Here is a 22,573-nt window from a genome sequence, read left to right as displayed (position 1 = left end):
GGAAATGCCGATCGTCTACGTTCACGGTGTCGCCACGCGCGATAACAGCTCAGGCTACCGGGAGTCCTGGGAAGCGATCGAGGCGTTGCTTCGCGAATACATCGCGCCCGTCATCACTGACCGGCCGAATGATGTCGCGGTGGAGATCGCTTACTGGGGTGACCTTGCTGCATCCACGCCGCTCGGCGGGCTCGCGAGACCCCGCGGGCCGCTCCTCGGTCTGGGGGCGGGCGATAGCGATCGCGTCTCCGCGGCGTTGATGGCCGAGTTCGCCGACTCCTTCGATTCACCCTGGCTTCCATCCGGGCACCTCGCGGAATCGGACCGACTGGCACCGTCGGGGCCCGCGCAGGCGGTCGAAGCTTCGACGTTGAGCGATCTCGGTTCTGATGAACTCAGCGATCTGCTCGTCGCGGCAATGCCGGAAGATCCGACTTCGTTCGCTGGAACGCAAGTCGGCGATGCCGATGCGAGTGCGGCTGCGCAGAAGAGAGTGGCGGCCTGGACCATTGCCGCTGACGAGGTTGCGCGTGACCCCTCGACGCGCGCGGGCGTCGAGCAGTGCGAGGACCTCGACGCAGAAGTCGACTATCTCTTCGGGCTCGTCGAGGCCCGGTATCAGGGGCCAACCGATTCACTGATCGGAATGGGGGCAGGTCAAGGCTGGACATCGGCGTGGCGGCAACGCGTCTCGGAGTCCGTGAGCCGCCTCACACATGTGCCCGGCTTCGTGCTGTCACGCGCGATGGCCGAGGTCCGAGGGCCCTTGAACGATGCTGTCACCACCTTCCTCGGAGATGTCTTCGTGTACTTGGCCGGGCGCGGAACGCCGGGAGATCCCGGTCCCATCCCCGCTGCCGTGCTAGAGACGATGAGGCGCGCTGCATGTCGTCGACTGGTCCCCACCGAGCCAATGATCGTCGTCACGCACAGTATGGGTGGCCAGATCGTCTACGACCTGGCAACCAGCTTCCTCGAGCGGGAGCCTGACGCAGCACAACTTCGCATCGACTTCTGGTGCGCGACCGCATCTCAGGTGGGACTGTTCCAGGAACTTGACCTGTTCTTGACGCACTCGCCACGAAATCAGGCAGCCCCGGCTCCGTCCCGCGATCGCTTGGGCCATTGGTGGAACGTGTGGGATTACAACGACTTCCTCAGCTACAGCGCCGCTGGCATCGTGGAAGGCGTCAACGACGAGTCCTACTCGAGTGGTTTGTCTCTCTTGAGCGCCCACGGCGGCTACTTGAAGCGCCCGAGCTTTTACCGGCGTTTCGCCGAGAAGCTCCGCGCGGTGGATTGGCTCGACGGTGGTGGTTCAGAATGACGGGCGTGACCGACCCGGAAAAGCGTGGTGAAGGTCCTCGGACGCTCGCGCTGGTCATCGGCGCCAGCCGCTACGCGCACCTCGGGGGCGAGTCTGGAATTGGCCGTACTACGGACACTTATGGATTGTCTGAGCTCAGCGTTTCGGCGCTGACTGCCTACCGTTTTGCGGAGTGGCTGCGGGAGGCGTACCGAGTGTCCGGCAAACCGCTCGCACGCTGCTGGCTCCTCGCGTCACCGACCGAGGACGAGCTGCGGGCGGAGCCGGGCCTTGCCGGAGTTTTGGAACCGACCTTCCGTAACTGCGAGGATGCGATCTGGGAGTGGTACACCGCAGCCCGCGAACTTTCAGCCAAGAATGCACAGCGCAGTCGACTGGTGTTCTTCTTCAGCGGCCACGGTTTGGAACGAATGCTGGATGAGCAGCTATTGCTACCGAGTGACTACCTCCAACGCGGCTTGGTGAACCGCGCGATCAATGTCAGAGATTTGCGTCAGGCTCTGGCTGCCTGCGGCGTCTCGCAGCAGCTCTACTTGATCGACGCCTGCCGGAACGATCATCCGCGTCTGCGCGACCTTGGTGTAAGCCTCACCGGTACACAGGTGCTCAACCCACTGGACAACTCCCGGTCCAACCCGGATCTGGATGCGCCTGTGTTGTATGGAAGTTCCAGCGGGCAGCAGGCATTCGGACCACGCTCTGTCGATGACGGTCTCACCCTGTTTGGTCAAGCGCTGCTCTCAGGACTCACGGCTCCCCCTGCCGACTCGGTGGTGCATGACAGCGATGACTGCGTCATGCCAATCGACCAGCTTCAGGAGTATATGAACGCCCGGATCGCCGAACTCCTGCGCACGTATGAGAGCCCCGCAACGCAGCGAGTGATGAAGGGCGGCCAGTCGGCAGGGCGATTCGTGATGAGCGAGCTTGCATGTGACGGGTTCGCTCCAAGCAGCCCGCCGAGCGTGCGGGAATCTGAGCGACTGGGTCGAACTGCGACAGTCGAATTCGTGGACCCCACCTCGGGCCAGCTGATCGGAGCAAACGAGGGGGAAGATCCGTTTGGTGACGCTGGTATGGCTGAGATCTGGTCCGGCAAGCATCTCGGTGCGCTGGACGAGGAGTCAGGTCCGGCTCCGGAACTCACCCTTGTCCGGGTCGATCGCCGGGGAACGTCCTTGTACGACATCGTGATCCGGGTGGACAGCGACCCAATTGCAACGGTGCTGACGCTCAGCGAGGGACCTGACGGCACCGGTCGTCGATTCGACTGTCATCTTCCGTGGGTCGGTCATGGCGCGCTATTCGCCCTCCGTCTCGCCCGTGACGACAGAGGTCGGCTCGTCCATATCGAAACGGATCTCGACTTAGCGAACACGGACTCCTTGGGTCGCACGGCGGAAGCGTGGCGAACCTTCCATGAGCAGAGTGCGGTGGCTGCGTTGCCGATCCTCTCTGATGGCGAGCTGTCAGATGTCGTCACTGGAGCCTCGCCCTCTCCGCTGCCTCTCGTTGTGGCGGGGCATATTCGGTTGGCTGCTGGTCGCCGCCTCGATCCGAAGATGGTGGAGGATGCAGCGGTCGTGTACTCGAACTGGTCGGACCTTGAAGTGTTTCTGCTCGAGTCTCGGGGTCGCGAATATGCCACTTCCGTCGCTCCCACTCGGCTGTCCTCACTTGCGCTGCCTCGCACGACGGACGCAACGGCGCTGGCCTGGCGGCAGTTGCCCCATCTGCATACCTCTGGAGCCGCGGGCGACGGTGTGATCGAATTGAGGGCACGTCTGGCCGAAGTGTTGCCCAGGATGCAACCAGGAAGCCTCTTTCCGGTCATCCTGAGCCCTGTTGAGACGGTCGATCTTCTTTCCGAGCAGCAATTTTGAGCGCTGAAGCCGGGTGAGCCATTGGGTCTCGACCGATATCGCAAAGTACGTCGGCCTGCGGCTGAGGAAGGAAGAGCCGTGCGGGACCCGACCGCGATCCGCGAGCGGGCGAAGTCCAAGGTTACGGCCAGATCACTACCGATCACAAAACCAGCCCTTGTGCTTCTAGGAGCAACCATTTCGCTTCGCGTATTTGGATAATTACTTGGTCGGAACAATCGACTAATATCACCGATGACAAATATGTTGGCCCATCACTCCGTGCCTAGGGCGATGAGCGGCGGGGCGTGATTTGGTCGGACGCGAAGGCGACAGTCGCCGTCGTCGGAGATTCCCGGCGTCGGACGTCGTCGGCGATGGCCCACGGGGCCGGGAACGGGGGGAGAGCGATGGTGAGGCTGTCCTGTGCTTGGCTGCCACGGAGGATAAGTTCGGCGTTGATGCAGCTCGACTGAATAGCCGCAGGCGGGACTTCCGGGTCGTACGACATTGTGTGTGGTTGGTACTCGGCGAAGGATGGGGTCCAACGATCCAGCCGGCACGGACGGGCATGCCAATCTCTGCCAGTCCTTGCGCGAGTTCGTGGTTGATGGGACGAAAGAATTCCGGTTGTCCCGCGTTCCAGAGTGGCGTCTGCAAAGATGGCGAACACTGATGCTGTTGCGTCGCTTCCGACGTGGCTGGCGACTTGCCGGGCGTACATCTGTGCGTGGTCGGGGCTGGAGGATAGGTCTAGTCGCAGGGTGGCTCCCATCCGGCTGTTTGCAGCGTTACGCAGACCAGACTCTCTTGAGGCCTATAGCCCAGGCTGGGCCCGGTCAGGCCGATCACGTCAGCTGCTGTGTTGATGTGGAGCGTTCCCCTGGTGATCTCCTCCTGTTTTGCTTAGCCTCTGTGATTGGCCGTCTGCTTTTGTGGTGCCTTCTGGTAGAGGAGATCACCGCTGGGTATGAGCGCCCGGGTTGCGTGCAGGGACCGCCAGCAATCATTGAGTACCAGAAGGCGCCGCTCAGAAGAGTGCGCGGTCTGTTCCTTTCGGAGCCTCTGCACATAACGGACGATCATCTCTTGCCCTGGCATTTCACTCTTACTTAAGTCGCCCTCCGCCGACTTGACGGAAAGTCGCGGGCTACCACTGCCCCGATTCCGCCTGGAGCGTCAGCCGACAACAGCATGGGCATTAGGCCGTGGCCTGAAGAATCAGGAATTAGCTTACGCTCTTGCACAGGGGGGCCCGATTCCAGCCTCGGGCGCAGAGCAGCCAATGATCACGGGGCTTTTGAGCTTATTTTGCTTTAACGTGTGGACATTGACCCTGCTCGGGACCCTCTGACGCTGGTCCGGGCTGGTGCCTGGCTGCCGCTGTGGCCTGTGAAATTGTGTGGGTGGCGGGGTCAGGTGCCCTGGCTGTGGGGCCTCCGCCTGCTGGGATGTGGCGTCATTCGGGTCTCCTTTCTCGTGTTCTCGTGGGCGTGGTTGGTCTTGTACCTATTCATGCCGTGTTGATGTGGTGACGACATGACCTGATGTGAATTTCTTTGGATCTTTTCGGGCCGATTCGCTCCTTCGTGTGGGCTTTGGGGAAAGGTGGGCGGCCTTTTATCCGGCCAAAGGTGATGTGTACATTGTCCACACCGGTGTGCGTGAGGTGCCGTTGCTGGTGGTGGTTCCCTTCGTCCTTATTTCATCTCTGCTGATACGAGGTCATGCGCCCATGGAGTCGTTGTGACATGACTTTCCTGATCCCGCGGCGAGACGGCCGCCCTGGCTCGTCTACCTTGGTCGTACCAGATTCCTCTGGCGCGTCATCGGACAGCGGCATCAACGTCGACGGGCGGCCGGCGTGACTGGTCTGAACCGAAGGCGCCAGTCGCCGTCGTCGGGGATTCCCGGCGTCGGACGTCATCGGTGAAATGCCCACGCGGCGGGTCGGGGGAGGGTGACGGTGAGGCTGGCCTCTACAGGGCTGCCACGGAAAATGAGTTCCGCATTGATGCAGCTCGACTGGACAGGCTCGAGCGGGACTTCCCGGCGCAGAGGAAGCTGTGTGTGGCTGGTATTCGGCGAAGGATGAAGGCCCCACGATCCAGCCTGCACGGATTGGCATGCCGGACTCTGCCAGCTGTTGTGCGAGTTCGTGGATGATTGGACGGAGGAATTGCCGTCGTTGCGCTGTCCAGGGTGCGTCCGCGAAGACGGCGAATACTGATGATGTCGCGTCGGCGCCGCTTCCGCGGTGGCCGGCGACGCTCCGGGCGCGAATCTTGGCATGTTCCGGGCTGGAAGGCAGGTCCAGTCGCAGTGTGGCGCCCATGCAGAACGGGCGCACCGGATGGCAACGGCCTCCGCGGTGCAGACGATTGTGGACATTCCGTGCCAACGACTTCGGAAAATGGCGCTGACGCCGAGGTGGCCTGAGCCCTTTGGTCAATTGGTCGTAACGCCGGAGTAACGCTGCTGATGGACGATAGCGTTGTGCACCCCTAGACCGTGAAAGGGCCGAACGAAAATCGTCCAAATCGACTGGAGTCCCTGCCAGGATTCAGCAGATTTCGCGGAGAGAACCTATGGAACCCAATTGGCCCTCGAGCAAGGAGAAGCTGGTCAGAGACAATCACGACTTCGACATGCTCGCACCGGAGGAAGCTTCGGGCGACGTATTTTGCCTCTCAGGACCAGGCGCACCGGTCGCTCTTGATCGTCCTAGACCATGCCCCAACCCTGATGCCACCGGATCCCGGGGAAATCCTCCGCACCTATGGAAGGAGCGTCCCGCTTCAGCTCTCGAGATAGGATCCCCGTCTGCGCCTGGATTCCGGAAAAGCACATCGTACGACTGTCAGCGGACTGATCGGCGCCGGCATGCATGACGTGACAGTTCACAAGTTCGCGCAGTGGGATGATCTGGTGACAGCCGATCTCGGACTGGTCGCGGACCCGCTGATATACCGGATGGGGCAGTCCTTCCTCGGGAGCGAGCAGACCGCCGGCACCGAGAGCGAAAGTCGCTGGAAAGCGACCAATCAGGATCATACCTCGCTTATCACTTTTCTAGACATGATCGTACTGTACGACCGGCTCCCGGCATTCACCTATTCGGATTCTTTCCCGGATCCCGGCCCGCTTGAGAGCCTGCAAACCGCCCTGAACGAGTACGGTTCGAAAGTTCTCTACCACATCGATGTCGAACACGACGTGTACCGCCAAGTCAAAGCTTCCGCGCGTGGGCGGCTTGAACGACTCCTGACAAGTGGTCCGTTCATTTCATCTGTTGCCGCCTCATCAACTCTCGCTACATCGACCGCAATCCGATACGCGTGGGAGCCCACGGCGAGGTAGTGAACATGGCACGGCAAAAAAACGAAGCCCGATTCAGGGCATACCTTGCCCTAGGAATAGTGGGAGCGGGCCTGGTGGGGATCATTATCGTCTCCGTGACAGCAATAGTTGCCGCCGACGGCATTGATCGCAAGGACATGACACGGCTCGTTTACGCCGGCACGATCCCGGTACTGAGCACCTGGGTAGGGACCGTATTGGCGTTCTACTTCACCCGGGAAAACATGAGCGCCGCGGCAGAGAGCACGGCGCGGCTGCTCGGTGGCCTGACCAGCACACCCGTCATGGACGTGATGATTCCGGCAGCGCGGATGACCGCCCATGATCTTCCGGCAGGGGGTGATGTGAAAGACGTGCAGCTCGGGGAACTCTATAGCGTAATGGCGGCGGCAGGCGTCGCTCGCGTGCCGATTCTCAACGATTCAAAAGCCGTCCTGTACGTCGTTCACAAGACCACCATCGACTCATTCGCCCGCAACCTTAAACCGCCGAAGGATCCGATGACGCTCACAGAAACAATGCTGGAACTGCTCAACAGCCCGCAGCACAAGAAAATGCTGGAAGCGATTGGATTCGTCCCGCCCACCGCCGTCATCGCGGATGCTCGCCGGGAAATGAGTTCCATCGCGGGTTGTCACGACGTGTTCGTGACGACCAACGGCAAGGAATCGAATCCAGTGATCCGATGGCTAACCAACACCGACCTTGCAGCAGCGAACTAGGACTCATGCTCTCGCAAGGACGGCTTTCACTCACGCCTCTGCATCGAGGGACTGGTCGAGTTTTGTTGACTCTCGGGGATGATGTTTTTCACGCGGTTTGAAGGCCGGTTTGTATTGTCTCAACTCTATCGGCGTGAGCCTGGCGGATCGAGTCGTTTAATGGCGCTGTCGGGCTGATTAAGCTCTTCAAGGTTCGCCGGCTCACGGTGCCAGGATGACAAAGCCGGAAGGCGGAACCTCTATATGGATGGCCAGGCCGTTCCGGGCTTCGGCCGCCGTTGGAATGCCCACCTTGGCCGCATCGGTGGAATAGACATACCGGTACTTGTCCCCGGCAGCGTGCAGTCCGGCATCGATTGTCACCCAGGCCGACCGGCTCCGGTCAGTGTCGGTGTTGATCGCGCAGACGACTTCCCGGTTGGACATGATCCGGCCCCAGGCCACGATCGAGGTCATCCTGCCGGCGCCGATGCGCCGGGGGTACCAGAAGGAGCTTCCGTCCTCGGAGATCGGGCGCAGGAACTGGCGGCCGCGGCGCAGCGCGATGTCCTGGCGTCGGATGGCAAGTATCTGGCTGAGGGCTTTGTAGGTGGGGGTTTCCGGGTTGAAGCAATGCCGGCCCTTGCTGCGGAAAGGGCCGAAGCTTCCGCCGAACATCGTTTCGCGTATATAGCGGTCGTTGTCCCCGGAACCGTCGAAGCACTGTTCGCTGCCGTAGTAGACGCAGGGGATGCCTAGCGTTGTAGCGTTCAGCGCCAGGGCGGCGAGTTCGAGGGCGAGGCCCTCGGGGTCGGCGGCGAAGCGCCGCTTCCCGTTCCATCGCTGTGCATGGTCGTGGTCGCCGTAGGAGGTGACCACGTGCGCGCGGAACCATGCGTGGCTTTCTTTCTCGACCTGAATCGAGTTGCTGAAAAGGGAGAAGTATTGGTCAGGGTCGATCCAGCCCTTCACGGAAAACTCGAGCCTGTCCTGCAGATGGTCCAGGCCGAGAGCGGCATCCAGCCCTGTGGTGTCGACCAGATTGATCGCCTGTGCCCTGTCGAAGGGAATCTCTCCGACGAGGAAGAATGAGTCCTTTCCGATGCTTTGGGCGAACTCGTGGATCACCGAGCTGAAGTAGCGTGTGGCGCCGGGGTCCATGTGTTTGACGGTGTCGATCCGGAAGCCGTCCAGATCTGCGTAGACGAGCCAGTACTGGTATGCCTCGGCGAGGGCTTCGAGTGCTGCCGAATGCTGGTATTGGTCGATGGGGCCGGAACCGTGGTGGATGTCTTTGTACCCGTAGAAGTCTCCGTTGGTGTACTGGTCCGCATCATGGTCCCAGTCGCCTATAGGTCCCTTGCAGGTGAAAATACCGTCCGCCTGCAGTTCGCTCGGCCAGACGGCGGCGTCGAGATCGTTGACCTTGTTGGGGAAAGGCAGGTTCGGGTTACCGTCCTTGTCCCTCCATCCTGCAACCTTGATCGGGCTGCCCGTCCAGCGCGGGTTCGCAGCGTCGTAGTCGAACACGTCTCCGGCATGGTTCAGCACCACGTCTAGGATGACGTAGATTCCCGCATTGTGCGCATCCGCCACCAGGGCTTTCAGGTCGGCGTCAGTGCCGAAGTGCGGATCGACCTCTAGAAAGTTCTGTGCCCCATAGCCGTGGTAGTCATTCACGCCGGGCCGCTGGCGGAGGACAGGGCTCACCCACAGTGCGGTCACGCCGAGGCGCTGCAGGTAGCCGATCTTTGACCGCGCGCCCTGAAGCGTGCCGCCCTGCCAGACCGCACCCGCTGCACGCCAGCCGGCGGCGTCGGCCTCGGTTCCAATGGCATTGCCGTTATCGCCCGCGGAGTACATCGGACTTCCTCCCGGCAGTTCCTCGTTGCCGTCCGAGAAGCGGTCTATGAGGAAAAAATAGAAGACTTGGTCGGACCAGTCGCGCGGCGACGGATGATAGCCATTGTGTTTGAGAAGTGCGGCCCAGGGAAGGTCGCTGAGATTCCGCGGCATTGTCTGCCTGCTTTCGACTGATGTGCGTGTGGTTGCCCCCATCGGGAGCCGGTGTTCTGAGAGTGTTCCAGGATGGGTCGCTCGGCGGCCGCCAGTTGGATCCCTGCGGTATGGCATTCATCTATCTAGGCGTTATCACGCAATCAAGCGGACTAGGCTCCAAAATCCGCCGTACGAAGCGTTAGGACTAACGGCCAACCTCCACCAGCGGGGGAGATCGGTTATCGCGCATTCCCTTGGAACCAATCCGGCCGGACGCCTGATCCATGGAGCAAACTACTATCCCTGCCGTTACAGCAGTGTTATTGCTCTCGGGTAATTCTTAAAGCTGGTGTAAGCACCATGTAGGGGCCAGAACGGCGGTCCGGACAACGGTCGACCCGCACGCAGTAACGACCGAATGCCACTCTGAGAGCATGGCGACGGAGTCGGAGTGGATTGCTCGCGGAGGTCCTCTGGGGGCTGAGGGTTGCCGCGACACCGGTTGACCTCCTGCGAGTACTGCATGAAAAGGGTCCCGCCGGCTCAGCCACCGTTCACACGCAGTCGGACGCTTACCACCGCACGCGCCCGGTGCTTCAATGCCCACCGGCAAATCCACCCCCGGCTCTGCCGCCGCCGGAGCCGCTTGAGGGACCGGTGTCACATACAACAACACTCCGGAAACGTGGGTGGAAAGGGTTTCAGACACCCGACTTGGGTAAGGTGCCCTCGCACAGGCCATGGAGGGCGCAGCACATTCAGATTTCACTGACCTCAGGTGCTGAGCGGCCCACAAACCGAGATAGTGCTGGTACGAGATGCACTCCTACAGCCCCCGTCCAATCGCCTTTGTCTGGGCGGTGATTTTATCCTTACGTCTCTCCGCGTGTGTGACGATGAACGACGACCGCGGCGGCTCGGCCTCCAGCACGCCCGGCACTTCCGCAGACGCGGGCGCGGACAAATCGGCCGGGACGGGCGCCCCTGATGGGACGGTCCCTGGCGGAGCCGGCGGCGCCTCGAATGGACCAGGTGATGCCCAGGCGACGGCCCCAATCAGCCGCAATCCCCGACTGCAGGGGAACAGCCCTTTCCGCCGCCCCCGGCGAAGCCTCCCGTACTGCCGCCCGGTCCGCCGGCCCCCGGCCAGCCCCCCGCGCCGGAGGCCGCCGTACTCAACTGGCTGCCGATTGGCCCGGTGGCCCGGGTGATCCGGTCTGGTACGTGCGGTTAAGGGACAGGGACTGCGGAAATCTCCAGGGATTCGACGAACCCCTGGATACGATGGAGAAAGTGGCGAAGTCGCTGTGCTTGGGGTTGGAGGGTGACCAGGCCGCTTGGGACAAGGGCGCGTCGGCTCTGGAGAGGATGGCAAGTCCAAACCTGGGGAATTCTGATTGCTGGTCCGTAGTCGCCTACAAACTGTTGCGGGACGTTGCGGCCTTCCGAAGGCAAGGCCGGATGCGCCGTTCAAGCTCGTCGCCGTCTCAGGCACCGCCTGCCAGCCAGACCTTCAATTCCTTGAGGACGACGCGGGGGACTCGCCGCCCATTTCCGTCTGTGCCGGTGATGCGATCGTCCTGGTCGGGACTCTCGGCGGTCTCCCCGTGGGAACCCTCCGTACGGTCAACGTAGGCACCACCACGGCACAGGTGCGGCATTGCAGGAGCCCGCAGGACAACAACTACCCGTTCGATGAGTTCTACTTCCAGGCACCAGCTCCCGTGCCGGGTGCGCCCACCACGGTGGACGTTACTATCGCCGACGCCGATTGGTCCGTGAAGGGATCTGCGTCCTTCGAGTATGCGGCGGACCAGAGCACGTGCCCACCGTCGCCTGGCAGCACCCAATGACGGAGGACAACGGGAGCGAGCGATCCACATGGTCCCGGGCGCTTGGGGTTATTTCGGCGATCGGCCCGCCAATCACGGTGGCGACGGCGCTGTTGTTCTACTTCGGTTGGGCAAGAGCGGACGCGCAGGCGGCCCAGATGGGCCTGAACGTGAGCCTGTTTGGCTACTCTGTGCAGGACTACATCCTGATCAGCATCAACGCGCTCTTTTTGCCGCTCGTCTGCCTTCTGGTCGCCAGCGTAGTCTGGGTGGCCCTGGACCGTTTGCTGCGCCGCCGGATCGAGGAGGACCGCGGCCGGGCGATCATCGTACGAACCGCCGGCATTGCCGCTCTGTTCAGTGGTCTCCTGGTCTGCATCAGTCTTCTGCTGGCTATCCTCGAGCCTGCGCAGACGGCGCTCTTCACGCCGTACCTGATGGCCCTGGGCGTGCTCGTGGCCACGTGGTGCGTTCGCCTCCGCCGTCTGGGCCGGGACGGCAAACTGCCAGCGCTCACCACTGAGCAGCGGGCAGTGGAAACCACCCTGGTCCTGAGCATCGTGACGCTGCTGCTCTTCTGGGGCACGGCGGACTATGCCCAGGCACTGGGCCTGTCGGCTGGCAATGAACTTCGAGCAAGGAGTCCAGTACATGCCCCGGGCGGAGGTTTATTCACACAAGCCGCTGGGTATCGGGTCGGACGCCGTCAAGGAGGTGAAAGTGGGTAGCGGGGACACAGCGCTCTACCGGTATGACGGTCTGCGCCTGCTGGTGCTCAGTGGCGGACGTTTCTTCTTCCTGCATGACGGCTGGACAGCGAGGGACGGAACGGTGATAGTGCTCCCGGACGACAATTCGGTCCGAATCGAGTTCAAGAGATAGCTCTGGTCCGGGCATAGGCGCTGCCGTAGGGCCGCACTGGCGGTCACTAGGGTCTAATGGCGGTCACTGTTGTGCACGATATGCCAGGGTGCCCCGCTCAAGCTATTTCCCTTCACAAAACCGCCAGATGATGCAGGCCATTGACATCACACTCCGAACTGCGGAAAGTCGTTGATACATAGGTTTCCAGCTCTTCAGACCCACGCTGGACTTGGGGGTACCCATGGGCAATGACGGCTATGGTTTTCAGTTGAGCCTGCTTCAATCGTGGCAACTTCGCCGGGACACCGACGTCGTGCCCGTTGCAGGGCGTCAACAACGGCTGATTGCTGCGCTGGCGATCAACGGTCCACGTCCCAGAAGTTACCTTGTCGGTCTGTTATGGCCTGAGTGTCGCGAGTCCAGGGCCCTGGAAAGCCTGCGGGTGAGCATGCACCTGGTCTCGCGGCAGGTCCCAGGCCTGTTGGTCAACCGGGGAGCCGTGCTGTCCCTCAGCGAATTGGTGGATGTCGACTTGCACAGGGTCCGGGCTCAGATCCGGGAGCTGAGCCGAGCTGGGCTCAATGGAAATGTGGCCTCCTGTCTGCGCCAGTTACGGGACGCCGAATTGCTCCCGGGCTGGTATGAGGACTGGGTGCTCTTTGAACAGAGCAGGTTACGGCAGGACCGGCTCCACGCGTTCCACATCATTGCTCGCGAGTCGCTGGCGCGCTGTGACTATGAGTCTGCCTTGGAAGCCTCGGAGGCAGCACTGGAACTCGAACCGCTTTGTGAAAGTGCGGTTGGACTTCTCATTCAGGCTGAACTGCAGCAGGGCAACATTACTGCCGCGCTTCGGGCCTTCGAAAAGTATCAAGCGACACTGAAGCAGGAGATGGGCCTTGTCCCTTCGGAGGCCATTCGGCGCCTCGTTGCGGACATTTCGTCGCAGCCAAGCCGCAATCGAATGAGAGATATCTAGACGTCGCTGGGAGGGATAGGCTGGGCGGAGAGCCACTGGCGCACAACGCTTAGGACTTTGTCCGGATCAGCCGTGGCGACAGTGCTCGGCTCATCGCCCGGTGCCTGGCTGTAGGTTATCCTGGCGCGAAAGCCCGGAGTCTGGTCTGGCTCGTGCCAAGTGCAGATGACTAGCGCGCCCATAGACGGCATGGCAGGGTCTGGCTCGTCTTCGTCCGAGATTCCCGACGGACGATCATCGTTGGTCATGGCATTTCACCTTGCTCTCTATCAGCGGCCCCACATGGTGGAAGATCGCGGACTTCCCACTTCCGAGTCCGCCTCGGTTGTCCGCCGCAAGCAGCTGCCGGCGTTTCGGCCATGGAAGGCACCCGAGAACCGGCAGTCCCCGGTTGCTTTGATCCTGCTGCACAGGATTCAGGATTCAATCCTACGTTTGCTCAAGGTTTGCTCAAGTTTGCACTGTGAGAAACACGACGCCACGAATATTCGTTGTAAAGGGCAGCCGTCAAAACACCCGACAATGAGTGTCGGGCTGGCATGACGCGCCCCCTTGTAGCAAGAGGGGGTGTACAAAGTACACACTTTGGGCTTCGGACTGGGTGGTACTGGGGCCGGTTCGGGCCGGATTCCGCATGTTTCCGCGGAAGTCCAGTGTTTGCGGGGGAGGGAATGCAGTTCGAGTCCCACCTCGGGCACGTGTTTTCCCTGTTCAGGGGCTTGTGGGCCGCTGAGTGTGTACAAATCTCCTTTTATGGGCCCCTGCGGGGGCCTATTTTTGTTGGTGGCCGTTGCGGTCTGGCGGCTCCTTCCCTTGGCGTGGACAGCGGTGTTGCCGTGTACTCCTTCATGGCCGGGAGCGCCTGGAACGGCCTGACTTGCTGCGACTTCGGGATCAAAAACTCTATGGTCATCCCTGTCGGCAGCCAGAACTCCTGGGAAATTTTCGTTGTGTCCTCGGCAATGTTCTCGAGCAGCGGGCAGGAGCCGGGCCAACCTATCGCGTTTGGTGACGCCGGCTCGAACAGCCGCCACGGCTTTCGCTTGGTCCTGGCCGTTTCTTTTTCCTGTCGGTCAGCCATTGTCGAAATAGATCGGGCCCCCTGGGGACACCCAGCCAAAGCGTGGCGCTGTCAGGTCCTGTTCGTTGGTGGAGATCCGGGCGTAGCCCGATGATCTGCGCGGGCAGGGGTGCAACTGTCGCGATTGTCCAACCTGAGCGGGACAGTTTTGCGGGCGGGGCATGCGCGAATCCAAGTTTCCAGTATCTGTATCTGATTTCTCGCAGCGCCAGTGCGGGCGGACGGTGTCGCGGTGGGGGATCGTCTAACGGGCGGTTTGCAAACCGGAACCGGCCCACCAATGTCATTTTCCGAAGTCGTCTGCACGGAACGTCACGAGTCCTCTGCACTACAGGAACAGCTCATCTGGGGCGGGGCGGGTCGAGCAAGGATCCAGCGGGCCCGCAGCCAAGTGTTTCGGGTGCATGCCACAATGAGGCCCATGACTCGAATCCTCATGATCGGCATCCACGCGCGAGCCCTCGACTATAGCAAGCTGCCTCCTGGCCTCGACGAGGCCACGATGACCGAACGGATCGAAGCGGGGTTCGGGGCCACTACGGCCGCCGGCTTCGACGCCGTCAACTGCCTGATCGGCACCTCCCCGGACGAGGCCGAAGCAGAGATTCGCTCGGCGTTCGGTCGTGATCGTTTCGGCCTCGTGATGATCGGGGGCGGCATCAGGATGATCCCGGAGTACACCGAGCTCTTCGAACGGATCATCAACGTGTGCAATGCGGAATCGCCCGGAATCACCTTCTGCTTCAACACATCGCCCGAGACGACTCTGGACGCGTTGGAGCGTCACGCCCAGCCGTGAACGTCTGCGACGCGATCCGGTGCGTCGACTAGCCTCGGCGTTTCGTGTCGGCGGTCATGAGATGCGCCTCTGCTCACGTGCGGCTGCGATGTATTGGGAATAGGTGCTCGCCTTACGGGCACTGTTGCGACACGGACCGACCAAAAAACGCCGCCACAGAGCGACCAACTCCACAGCTCATGCCACACGATAGCGCGCATAAGGAGCCAAAGGGGTGGTCCCACCGTTCTCAATAACGATCAATTACTGAGACAGCGTGGTCTTTCAGCCATGGGCTTCGAAGGTTGTCATTTTCAGCAGTCGAGGCACGGAATGTCAGAAGTCCTCTGCACTATGAACCGGTCATCGTGACGTTAGCCGAATGTCTGGTGGCCGGGTTCCATGATCCGGTTCGGCTGTTGTCGGGCCGCGCGTTGCAGCACCAGCACGGTCCCGGGATGAAGCTGTTCCGTCAGTTGGCTGCGCTGCGGTGGCTTCGGTAGATTCTTAGCCCGTCACTCTGGAGAAGGATGGCGCGTTCGTTGCCGCCCGCGAGATGGAGCCAAAGCACGCTGCCGTCAGCTGCCAGCATGTCGATGCGCCCGGTAGCGATGACTTCCCCGTGCTGGCGGATTTGCACGTAGTCGGCCCGTGAGAGCTTGGACCAGTTGGCAATGGGGGCGGGTTTCCGGATTTCTGTATGAGATCCGGACGATCGGGGCGTCATGGGTTGTCCTTGGTTGGGGCGACTGCGGTGTCGGAATCGTTTGAGCGTCGGGGGAGGTGGCAGGGCGGCATTTCCGCCACCCTGCCTCCTCCATATGGGCTCTCTTCCCACGCCCGACTATCGGGCTGCCTGTTGCGATGGAGTGCGGGAAGAGCGCCCATCTGTGCCGGGCATTGGGCCGGCAGTCGGTGGTGATGGTCCGCTCGGGAGGCCCGTTTTGGTCGCGAACATCAGGGCAAATCTCCCGGGGAGCTTTCGCCGTCACGAGCCGGCTCTCCCTCAGTCCCGGTCACTGCGACGAGCGTCGGAGCGAGTGAAGCCGGCGGTGGCCCGCCCGGGTTTTGAGGAGAAGTGCAGTGGAGCCGTGCCCTACGCCAGGACGCCCGCCCGCCGCCCAAAGACGCACCCGGCAGCAAGTCCGGTGCCCCCCGGGTAGTTGACGCTGAATAGTCCGCCGAGCATTTCACCTGCCACGAACAGGCCTTCGATGTGCTTGCCCTCTGCGTCCAGGACGCGGCCGTGGGTGTCGGACTTGATGCCACCGAAGGTGAACGTGATTCCGCAGGTGACGCCGTAGGCGTAGAAGGGTCCGGTTTCGATCGGGGCGGCCCAGTTGCTCTTGACCGGTTCGGTTGCGGCCTTCCGGCCATCCTTAACGTTGGGGTCGAACGGGGTGGAGCGCTCGATCGAGCTGTTGAAGTCCGTCACTGTTTTGGACAAGCTTTCCGGGTCTATGCCGATTTTGACGGCCAGGTCCTCGAGGGTGTCGGCGACCTCGACAGAGATGCCGGGCATCTCGTATTCTTCGCTGCGCAGCATGGGCCGAAGGCCGGCGTCGAAGATCTGGTACGCAACCGAGCCGGGCTGCTTGAGGATTTCCTTGCCGTACTTGGCGTACGTGTAGTTCCGGAAGTCGGCACCCTCGTCCAGGAAACGCTTGCCGTCGGTGTTGACGATGATTCCAAACGGGTAGCTTTGCCGGGTGAGGCGGTTGGTGAGTTCGCGGTTGCTTTCGTTAGTGGCGGTAAAGGCATCCCACTGGACGCTGTGGCAGCTGCCCCAGTCTCCGCCCTTGGTGGCGCCGATCTCCAACGCTGCGGCGATCATGTCGCCGGTGTTGTAGGGAGTGCCGCGTACCTTGGCGTTTTCCCAGCCTTCGCCCAAGTACTCCCGCCGCCGCTTCGGGTCCGCCTCGAAGCCTCCGGCGGCGAGGATCACGGATTCTGCCCTCAGGCGCAGCTCCCCTCCAGCGGTGTTGACGACGACGCCGGCTACACGGCCGTTCTCAACGATGAGGCTTTGGGCCGCGTGGCCGTACCTGACTTCGATCCCCAGCTCTGCAGCGACCCGGGTGTGGTCTTCGATCAGGCCTTCGCCGCCGCCCACGTTTCCCACGTGCAGGCCGCCCCAGAAGAGGTAGGACCCGTCGGCACGCTCGAAGGCCTGACGCTCGTACATCAGGCGGTACTTCAGGCCCAGGCTGTTGAGCCACCGAAGGGTGGACTGGCTCTCGGCAATGAGGACTTCCGTCAGTGCCGGGTCGTTGCGGCCTTCGGTGACCTTTTCCAGGTCAGACGCGTATTCCTCAGCGCTGTAGGGCGGAACGACGGTCCGGCTGTGCCGTTCGTCCGGTTCCACGAGCCCTTGGAGGTCATCCAGGCCGTTGTGGACGATGCGTGTGGCGCCGGCGGTGTAGAAGCTGTTGCCGCCGGCCATGTCTTTGGTGCCCTTTTCGAGCAGGATGACTTTTCGTCCGCGGACGGCAGCGGCGTGGGCCGCCGTGAATCCGGCATTTCCGCCGCCGACGACGATCACGTCGGCCTTGGTGAGGTTTCCCGCTGCAGGTTCGTTCTGATCAGCCATTGTTTTCTGTCTCCTTCATGTTGAATTCTTAAGTATTCGACTGTATACACAGTTAGATAGGGGTGATTTGGGGGTAGGAGCGCGTCCGGGGGTGTTAGCGGTGGGCCGGTACGGGGGCTGGCTCTGCCGCTGTCACGGGGAGCGGTTCCTGGGCGGCCAGGCGGTTTTGGCGGCGCTCCAGGGCCACGGCGAGGGCGCCGAGGGCGATGTTGACGACCAGGAATCCCAGCGCGGCAACAAACTGGGCCTGCAGCAGGGACCGGGTGTAGTACTGGCCGATGACGGTGGCGGACCTCAGGAGTTCCATGTAGCCGCCGAGCACAAAGGCCAGCGCTGTTCCCTTGAAGAGGATGATGAGCTGGCTCACGAGGGCAGGACTCATGGACCGCAGGGCCTGCGGGAGCAGGACCAGGCGCAGCGTCCCGACGTGGGAGAAACCCAGTGCGAGGGAGGCCTCGGCCTGACCGGGCGGCAGCGCGAGGATCCCGGAGCGCAGCAGGTCACCGATGACGGCCCCGCTGTACAGGGTCAGCGCGATGACCAGGAACCAGAAGTCCCCGAGTTTGAGGCCGTAGTTGGGCAGCACCAGGGACGTGAAGTAGAGCAGCAGGAGCAGGGGGATGCTGCTGAATACGTCCGTGTAGACCCGGCAGGTCCGGCGCAGAGGTGCGTGTGTGGAGACGAGTCCGAAGGCCAGGAGGCATCCGGTGATCATGGACAGCACCATGCCGACGGCTGCGGCCGCAATGTTGTTCCACAGCCCCTGGCCGAGAAGCGCCCAGAGTCCGGGCTCGGCGAACGGGGCCCACGCCGCGGCGCTCAGCTCGCCTTTGTCGTAGAGGACGCGGAAGACCAGATAGGCGCCGGCGATCACGATGAGGGCGGTGAGGATTTCCAGGAGCAGGTGGCGGCGTTTGGCGCGCGGACCGGCCGGGTCAAAAAGCGATACGGTACTCATCGGCTGAACGCCACCTTCTGATCGACTGCGGATACGAGCCGGCCGATGACCAGCCCGATGGCGAGGTAGCAGAGGGCGGCCCCGCCGAAGATAATGAACGGTTGTGCCTCATCCACCGCGATCTTGTCCGAAAGGAACGTCAGTTCGGATACCCCCACCAGGGCAGCGACCGAGGTGTTCTTGACCATGGTGATGAAGACGTTGCCGAGCGGTCTGGTCACCGTGGCGAAGGCCTGCGGGAGGACGATGTGATTCAGTGAGGCCATCGGCCCGAAGCCCAGGGCGCGTCCGGCTTCCAGCTCGCCGCGGTCCACGGTGTTCAGGCCCGCGCGCAGGGTTTCGGCTACGAACGGCGCGGTGTAGAGCACCAGGACGATGGCGGCCGAGGCGTAGAGCGAGTACTGGATGCCCAGGACCGGCAGTCCGAAGACAAACAGCACCATCTGCACGGGAAGCGGCACGTTCCGGAAAATCAGCACGTAGGCCGAGGAAACAGCCCGGGCCGTCCTGATGGGGCTCGTCCGCAGTGCGGCGAGCAGTGTCCCCAGGAGCACCGAACCGGCGGCACCCAGGAGAACGAGTCCCAGAGTCACCATCACGCCCTGGCCAAAATCGCCGAGGTGATTGAGAAGGACTGACATCAGCGGATCCCTACAGCGTTACTTTGGGCGGGGTAACGTCGCCGGGCTTGACCTGGCCGATCGTGGCGTCGTAGGCCTTCTTCCAGTCCCCGTCCGCGATGGCCTTGGTCAGGAGCTGATCGAGGTAGTCATGAAATGCTGCATCGTCCTTGGCCACGCCGATGGCAAATTCCTCGGCATCGGCCAAATGGCCGTCCGCGATGCGGTAGGCATCCGGATTCTGGGACTGGACACCGAGCAGGATTGCCTCGGTCGTGGTCACCGCGTCGACCCTCTTATCCTTCAGTGCCTGCGCGCATTCACTGTAGGTGCTGAACAGGACCACGTTGGCCGCGGGCACGGCCGCACCGATGAGCTGGGCCGCGCGGGCGCCGGTGGTGGAACACACGGTCTTTCCCTGGAGGTCCTCGGGTTTGTTCACTGAGCTGTCGTCCTTGCGTACCAGCAGGGCCACGTTGCTCTCAAGGTAGGGTCCGGCGAAACTGACGACTTTCTTCCGTTCGTCCGTCACTGCGTAGGAGGCGATCACGGCGTCGACCTTGTTCTGCTGCAGGAACGCCTCACGGTTTTTGGTGACCGCCTCAACGAACTCGACATTCTCTGCACTGCCGGTGAGGTCCTTGGCCAGGATTCTGGCCATCTCAATGTCCAGGCCTTCCATCTTGCCGGTGACCGGATTCTTCACGCCAAAGAGCGGCTGGTCGAATTTGACCCCGACGATCACTTTGCCGCGTTTCTGGATCTTGTCCATCGTGCTGTTGGCCGGGAAGCTCCGGGCCGGTTGGGTCTCGGCGGCCGGGGTGCTGCCGCCGCAGGCTGTGGTGCCCAGGACCAATGCGCCGGCGATGGCCAGGGCCGGCAGGAAGTGCTCGCGTTTCATGGTGACTCCTTAGGGTGGGTGCGTCGTTGCACAGGTGCTGTTAATGGACCGAGGAGAGGAAGGCTTTGGCCCGGTCCGAGGAAGGGGAGGTGAAAAACGTTTCAGGGTCGGCAATTTCCACGATGGCTCCGGAGGCCATGAACACGATCCGGTCCGCGAAGGCCCGCGCGAACGACATCTCGTGGGTCACGACGATCATCGTCGTGCCGCTCTGCGCGAGGCTCCGCATGGTCGCCAGAACCTCGCGGGTGGATTCCGGATCGAGCGCCGACGTCGGTTCATCAAAGAGCAGGACCTTGGGATCCATGGCCAGTGCGCGGGCGATGGCCGCGCGCTGCTTCTGGCCTCCGGAGAGCTGGGCAGGCCTGCTGTGTGCCTTGTCGGCGATGCCGACCATGGCGAGCAGTTCGTGGGCCCGCGTCTCTGCCGCCTGTTTGGCCAGGCCGAGAATTTTCCGTGGGGCGAGGGTGATGTTCTCCAGGATGGTCTTGTGGGAGAAGAGGTTGAAGGACTGAAAGACCATCCCCACCTCGGTACGGAACTTGTACAGATCCCTGCCCTCCACCGGCTGTTCGTGGCCGTCGATGAGAATGTGGCCCTCGTCGATCGCTTCGAGCCGGTTGATGCACCGGCACAGCGTCGATTTGCCCGACCCTGACGGGCCCAGGATGACGACCACCTCGCCACGGCGCACCGACAAATCGATGCCGGTCAGGGCCTGCATGCTGCCAAAGCGCTTGCCGACTCCGCGGAACTCAACGACGGTGTCCGTCTCCGTGATGGCTGTCATGATCTATCTCCTTTGATGGAATACGACTGTATACAGTGAAGTACAGTGTGGCATGGTGACCGCAATCACGGCAAGTCATTACGAGTCTTGGATGGGTGTGAAGGTCTCGTCCACCGCCGCTGCAGTTACCAACGGCAGCGGTGGGCGCAAGGGTGGCAGCATCGGGCTGATGCCCGGGAGAAGGCAGAAAAGCTGGCGCATCGAGGCCCGGAGAGCTAGCCGGAGAGCCTGGCGGTGATCTTAGTGGGAGGCCGATTTCCGCAGCAGGTCGAGCCTGATCCGACGGGCTGTCTCCATGTGTTCGCGTGCGGTGTTCCGCGCAGCAGTTTCGTCGCCGGCGGTGATGGCCGCGACCAGCTTCGAATGCTCGGCTAGGGCCTCGTCCCAACGCTCTCCCACAGACAGAGTCGAGTGCGGCGTGCGGATCAGGTGGGTGGACAGCCGCTGCAGGAGATCCTGGAGGACGGGATTGTGCGCAGCCGCCCAGACGGCTGCGTGGAATTCCAGGTTCGTCGACGCCCGGGTGTTGTCATCCGGCTCCGAAAGTGCGCGGTCACGTTCCACCAGGCCTTCGAGCTGCATAATGTCAGTGATGTCGTGGGACAGGGCCGCCTGCCCGGCCGCCTCCTGTTCCAAAAGAATCCGCACGTCATAGACCTGGATTACTTCCTGGGGTGTTGCCTGATGGACCTGCAGTCCACGGGCGCCGCGATCCAGAAGACGGTCGTGCTGGAGGCGGCGAAGAGCCTCGCGCACCGGCGTGCGGGAGACACCGAAGCGTTCCCCCAAGGTAACTTCCCGCAAGGGAGTGGCCGGAGCAATTGCACCGGCCAGGATTTCAGAGCGCAGCTGGGCGTAGATCGAATCCCCGTCGTGCCGCATCGTTTCAGAACCAGGTGACACAACTTTCCTTCCACAGTGGCGATTCGGAAGGGAGGCTTACGCCGCCACTCGGTCCCGCCAGTTCGCAGACCCGAGCCATCGCCCGGACCCCCATAGTATTCCAGTGGATACGCGCGAGTCCAAGATGTGTTGTCCTTTCCATCCGGATGGTGCATGAATCGGTATCGTTCGGCCGCTGCCGGCCTAGTTCTTCGCCAGCAACTTTTGCCATCCGGGCGGACTCGCCCGTCGGTGATACGTGCCGGTACAGGGTCTGGCGGGTGATGCCGAGTTCGGTGCAGAGATCGCCGACTTTGGTTCCGGGCTTGCCCAGGGAGGCCGTGGCGAGCCTGAGTTTGGCCGAGGTCATTTACTCGGGAGACTGAGTCGCATAGCCCGACATGTAGATCGCTGCGCCCTGCAGGGCCGGTCAGATTAGACAGGTGTCCGGTCGTGAAGCGGCCTGAAGGAACTGGAGCCGGCGAACCAGTCCGATTCGGGAGCCTCGCCGGAGTTATCCCGCCGGGCACCCTCGATCCTTCCTCCTGGATTGTGGAACTCGCCGCCGAACAACACGAGGGGTTCCCGCTTGGTGACGTCCAGTGTGATGACCTCGCCGACGACGATGATGTGGTCGCCGCCGTCGTAGATATTCCACGGCCGGCACTTAAGCGTCGCGGCGTTCCCCGTCAGCACCGGGACGTTGCCGTCCAGCGTCCATTCCGGTTCCGCGTCAAGGACTTTGCCAGCGAAGTGCAGGGCCACATCCTTTTGTTCTACCGACAGGATGTTGATAGCGAACGGCGCAGCTTCCAGATACCGGGCGCCGCGCGAGGACCGGGTCAGTGTGACCTGGGCAAGCGGCGGGTCGAGGGATACCGCGGTGAAGGCGCTGACGGTGGCGCCGTGCGGAACGCCGTCGTCCGTCCGGGTGGTGACCACCGTGACACCGGTGGCGAACGTGCCAAAGGCGTGGCGCAATTCTCGTTCTTCAATGCATCCCATGACTTCCTGAGTCATCGACTTCTCCTTTCTGCTGTTGTTCAGGCC

The 22,573-nt window shown here is 62.2% G+C and carries 18 protein-coding genes; 9 read left to right on the top strand and 9 right to left on the bottom strand.

Features of this window, described 5'->3' with window-relative positions; all coding sequences use genetic code 11:
- Nucleotides 1-4: 4 nt before the first annotated feature.
- The 4 genes from AC1DKN_RS18940 to AC1DKN_RS18925 all read left to right on the top strand — a co-directional run bounded on the left by AC1DKN_RS18940 (nucleotide 5) and on the right by AC1DKN_RS18925 (nucleotide 7,271).
- Nucleotides 5-1,327 (top strand): hypothetical protein, encoded by a 1,323-nt coding sequence (locus tag AC1DKN_RS18940; protein ID WP_476872178.1) that lies wholly within the window; start codon nucleotides 5-7, stop codon nucleotides 1,325-1,327.
- A 5-nt stretch (nucleotides 1,328-1,332) separates the two neighbouring features.
- Complete coding sequence (locus tag AC1DKN_RS18935; protein WP_476872177.1) at nucleotides 1,333-3,210, top strand: caspase family protein; 1,878 nt, start codon at nucleotides 1,333-1,335, stop codon at nucleotides 3,208-3,210.
- A 2,907-nt stretch (nucleotides 3,211-6,117) separates the two neighbouring features.
- Nucleotides 6,118-6,549 carry a hypothetical protein gene (locus AC1DKN_RS18930; RefSeq protein ID WP_476872176.1) on the top strand — a complete coding sequence of 144 codons (432 nt, stop codon included), beginning with the start codon at nucleotides 6,118-6,120 and terminating at the stop codon, nucleotides 6,547-6,549.
- Between the two features lie 5 nt (nucleotides 6,550-6,554).
- Nucleotides 6,555-7,271 carry a hypothetical protein gene (locus tag AC1DKN_RS18925; RefSeq protein WP_476872175.1) on the top strand — a complete coding sequence of 239 codons (717 nt, stop codon included), beginning with the start codon at nucleotides 6,555-6,557 and terminating at the stop codon, nucleotides 7,269-7,271.
- Between the two features lie 201 nt (nucleotides 7,272-7,472).
- On the opposite strand, the gene AC1DKN_RS18920 is transcribed toward AC1DKN_RS18925, so the two are convergent.
- Complete coding sequence (locus tag AC1DKN_RS18920; RefSeq protein WP_476872174.1) at nucleotides 7,473-9,266, bottom strand: alpha-amylase family glycosyl hydrolase; 1,794 nt, start codon at nucleotides 9,264-9,266, stop codon at nucleotides 7,473-7,475.
- 1,589 nt (nucleotides 9,267-10,855) lie between these two features.
- Here AC1DKN_RS18920 and AC1DKN_RS18915 point away from each other — a divergent pair.
- The 5 genes from AC1DKN_RS18915 to AC1DKN_RS18895 all read left to right on the top strand — a co-directional run bounded on the left by AC1DKN_RS18915 (nucleotide 10,856) and on the right by AC1DKN_RS18895 (nucleotide 14,803).
- Nucleotides 10,856-11,101: a hypothetical protein gene (locus AC1DKN_RS18915; RefSeq protein ID WP_476872173.1), complete on the top strand. Its 246-nt coding sequence runs from the start codon at nucleotides 10,856-10,858 to the stop codon at nucleotides 11,099-11,101.
- The gene (locus tag AC1DKN_RS18910) at nucleotides 11,098-11,808 is read left to right on the top strand and encodes a hypothetical protein (RefSeq protein ID WP_476872172.1); all 711 of its coding nucleotides are present in this window, start codon (nucleotides 11,098-11,100) and stop codon (nucleotides 11,806-11,808) included. The genes AC1DKN_RS18915 and AC1DKN_RS18910 overlap by 4 nt, the downstream gene beginning before the upstream one ends.
- Nucleotides 11,801-11,962 carry a hypothetical protein gene (locus AC1DKN_RS18905; protein WP_476872171.1) on the top strand — a complete coding sequence of 54 codons (162 nt, stop codon included), beginning with the start codon at nucleotides 11,801-11,803 and terminating at the stop codon, nucleotides 11,960-11,962. The genes AC1DKN_RS18910 and AC1DKN_RS18905 overlap by 8 nt, the downstream gene beginning before the upstream one ends.
- 223 nt (nucleotides 11,963-12,185) lie before the next feature.
- Entirely contained in the window at nucleotides 12,186-12,923 is a 738-nt protein-coding gene (locus tag AC1DKN_RS18900) for an AfsR/SARP family transcriptional regulator (RefSeq protein WP_476872170.1), read from the top strand.
- A 1,502-nt stretch (nucleotides 12,924-14,425) separates the two neighbouring features.
- Nucleotides 14,426-14,803, top strand: a complete 378-nt coding sequence (locus tag AC1DKN_RS18895) for a hypothetical protein (RefSeq protein ID WP_028275079.1) — start codon at nucleotides 14,426-14,428, stop codon at nucleotides 14,801-14,803.
- Between the two features lie 451 nt (nucleotides 14,804-15,254).
- On the opposite strand, the gene AC1DKN_RS18890 is transcribed toward AC1DKN_RS18895, so the two are convergent.
- The 8 genes from AC1DKN_RS18890 to AC1DKN_RS18855 all read right to left on the bottom strand — a co-directional run bounded on the left by AC1DKN_RS18890 (nucleotide 15,255) and on the right by AC1DKN_RS18855 (nucleotide 22,543).
- Complete coding sequence (locus tag AC1DKN_RS18890) at nucleotides 15,255-15,509, bottom strand: hypothetical protein (protein ID WP_476872169.1); 255 nt, start codon at nucleotides 15,507-15,509, stop codon at nucleotides 15,255-15,257.
- A gap of 369 nt (nucleotides 15,510-15,878) precedes the next feature.
- A complete protein-coding gene (gene tcuA / locus AC1DKN_RS18885) occupies nucleotides 15,879-17,372 on the bottom strand; it encodes an FAD-dependent tricarballylate dehydrogenase TcuA (RefSeq protein ID WP_476872168.1) in 1,494 nt (497 codons plus the stop codon).
- Nucleotides 17,373-17,466: 94 nt separating this feature from the next.
- On the bottom strand, nucleotides 17,467-18,330 hold the full coding sequence (locus AC1DKN_RS18880) for an amino acid ABC transporter permease (protein ID WP_476872167.1): 864 nt from the start codon (nucleotides 18,328-18,330) through the stop codon (nucleotides 17,467-17,469).
- Nucleotides 18,327-18,971: an amino acid ABC transporter permease gene (locus AC1DKN_RS18875; RefSeq protein ID WP_476872166.1), complete on the bottom strand. Its 645-nt coding sequence runs from the start codon at nucleotides 18,969-18,971 to the stop codon at nucleotides 18,327-18,329. Before AC1DKN_RS18875 ends, AC1DKN_RS18880 begins: the two co-directional genes overlap by 4 nt.
- A gap of 10 nt (nucleotides 18,972-18,981) precedes the next feature.
- Nucleotides 18,982-19,851, bottom strand: a complete 870-nt coding sequence (locus AC1DKN_RS18870; RefSeq protein ID WP_476850860.1) for a glutamate ABC transporter substrate-binding protein — start codon at nucleotides 19,849-19,851, stop codon at nucleotides 18,982-18,984.
- Nucleotides 19,852-19,891: 40 nt separating this feature from the next.
- Nucleotides 19,892-20,641, bottom strand: coding sequence for an amino acid ABC transporter ATP-binding protein (locus AC1DKN_RS18865; protein WP_476850859.1), 750 nt, complete (start codon nucleotides 20,639-20,641; stop codon nucleotides 19,892-19,894).
- Nucleotides 20,642-20,881: 240 nt separating this feature from the next.
- Nucleotides 20,882-21,544 (bottom strand): GntR family transcriptional regulator, encoded by a 663-nt coding sequence (locus AC1DKN_RS18860; RefSeq protein WP_243178471.1) that lies wholly within the window; start codon nucleotides 21,542-21,544, stop codon nucleotides 20,882-20,884.
- 414 nt (nucleotides 21,545-21,958) lie between these two features.
- Nucleotides 21,959-22,543, bottom strand: coding sequence for a flavin reductase family protein (locus tag AC1DKN_RS18855; RefSeq protein WP_476872165.1), 585 nt, complete (start codon nucleotides 22,541-22,543; stop codon nucleotides 21,959-21,961).
- Nucleotides 22,544-22,573: the final 30 nt, after the last annotated feature.

The sequence above is a fragment of the Arthrobacter sp. 01N444 genome (assembly GCF_056399305.1).
This window is presented reverse-complemented; position numbering and strand designations above follow the sequence as displayed.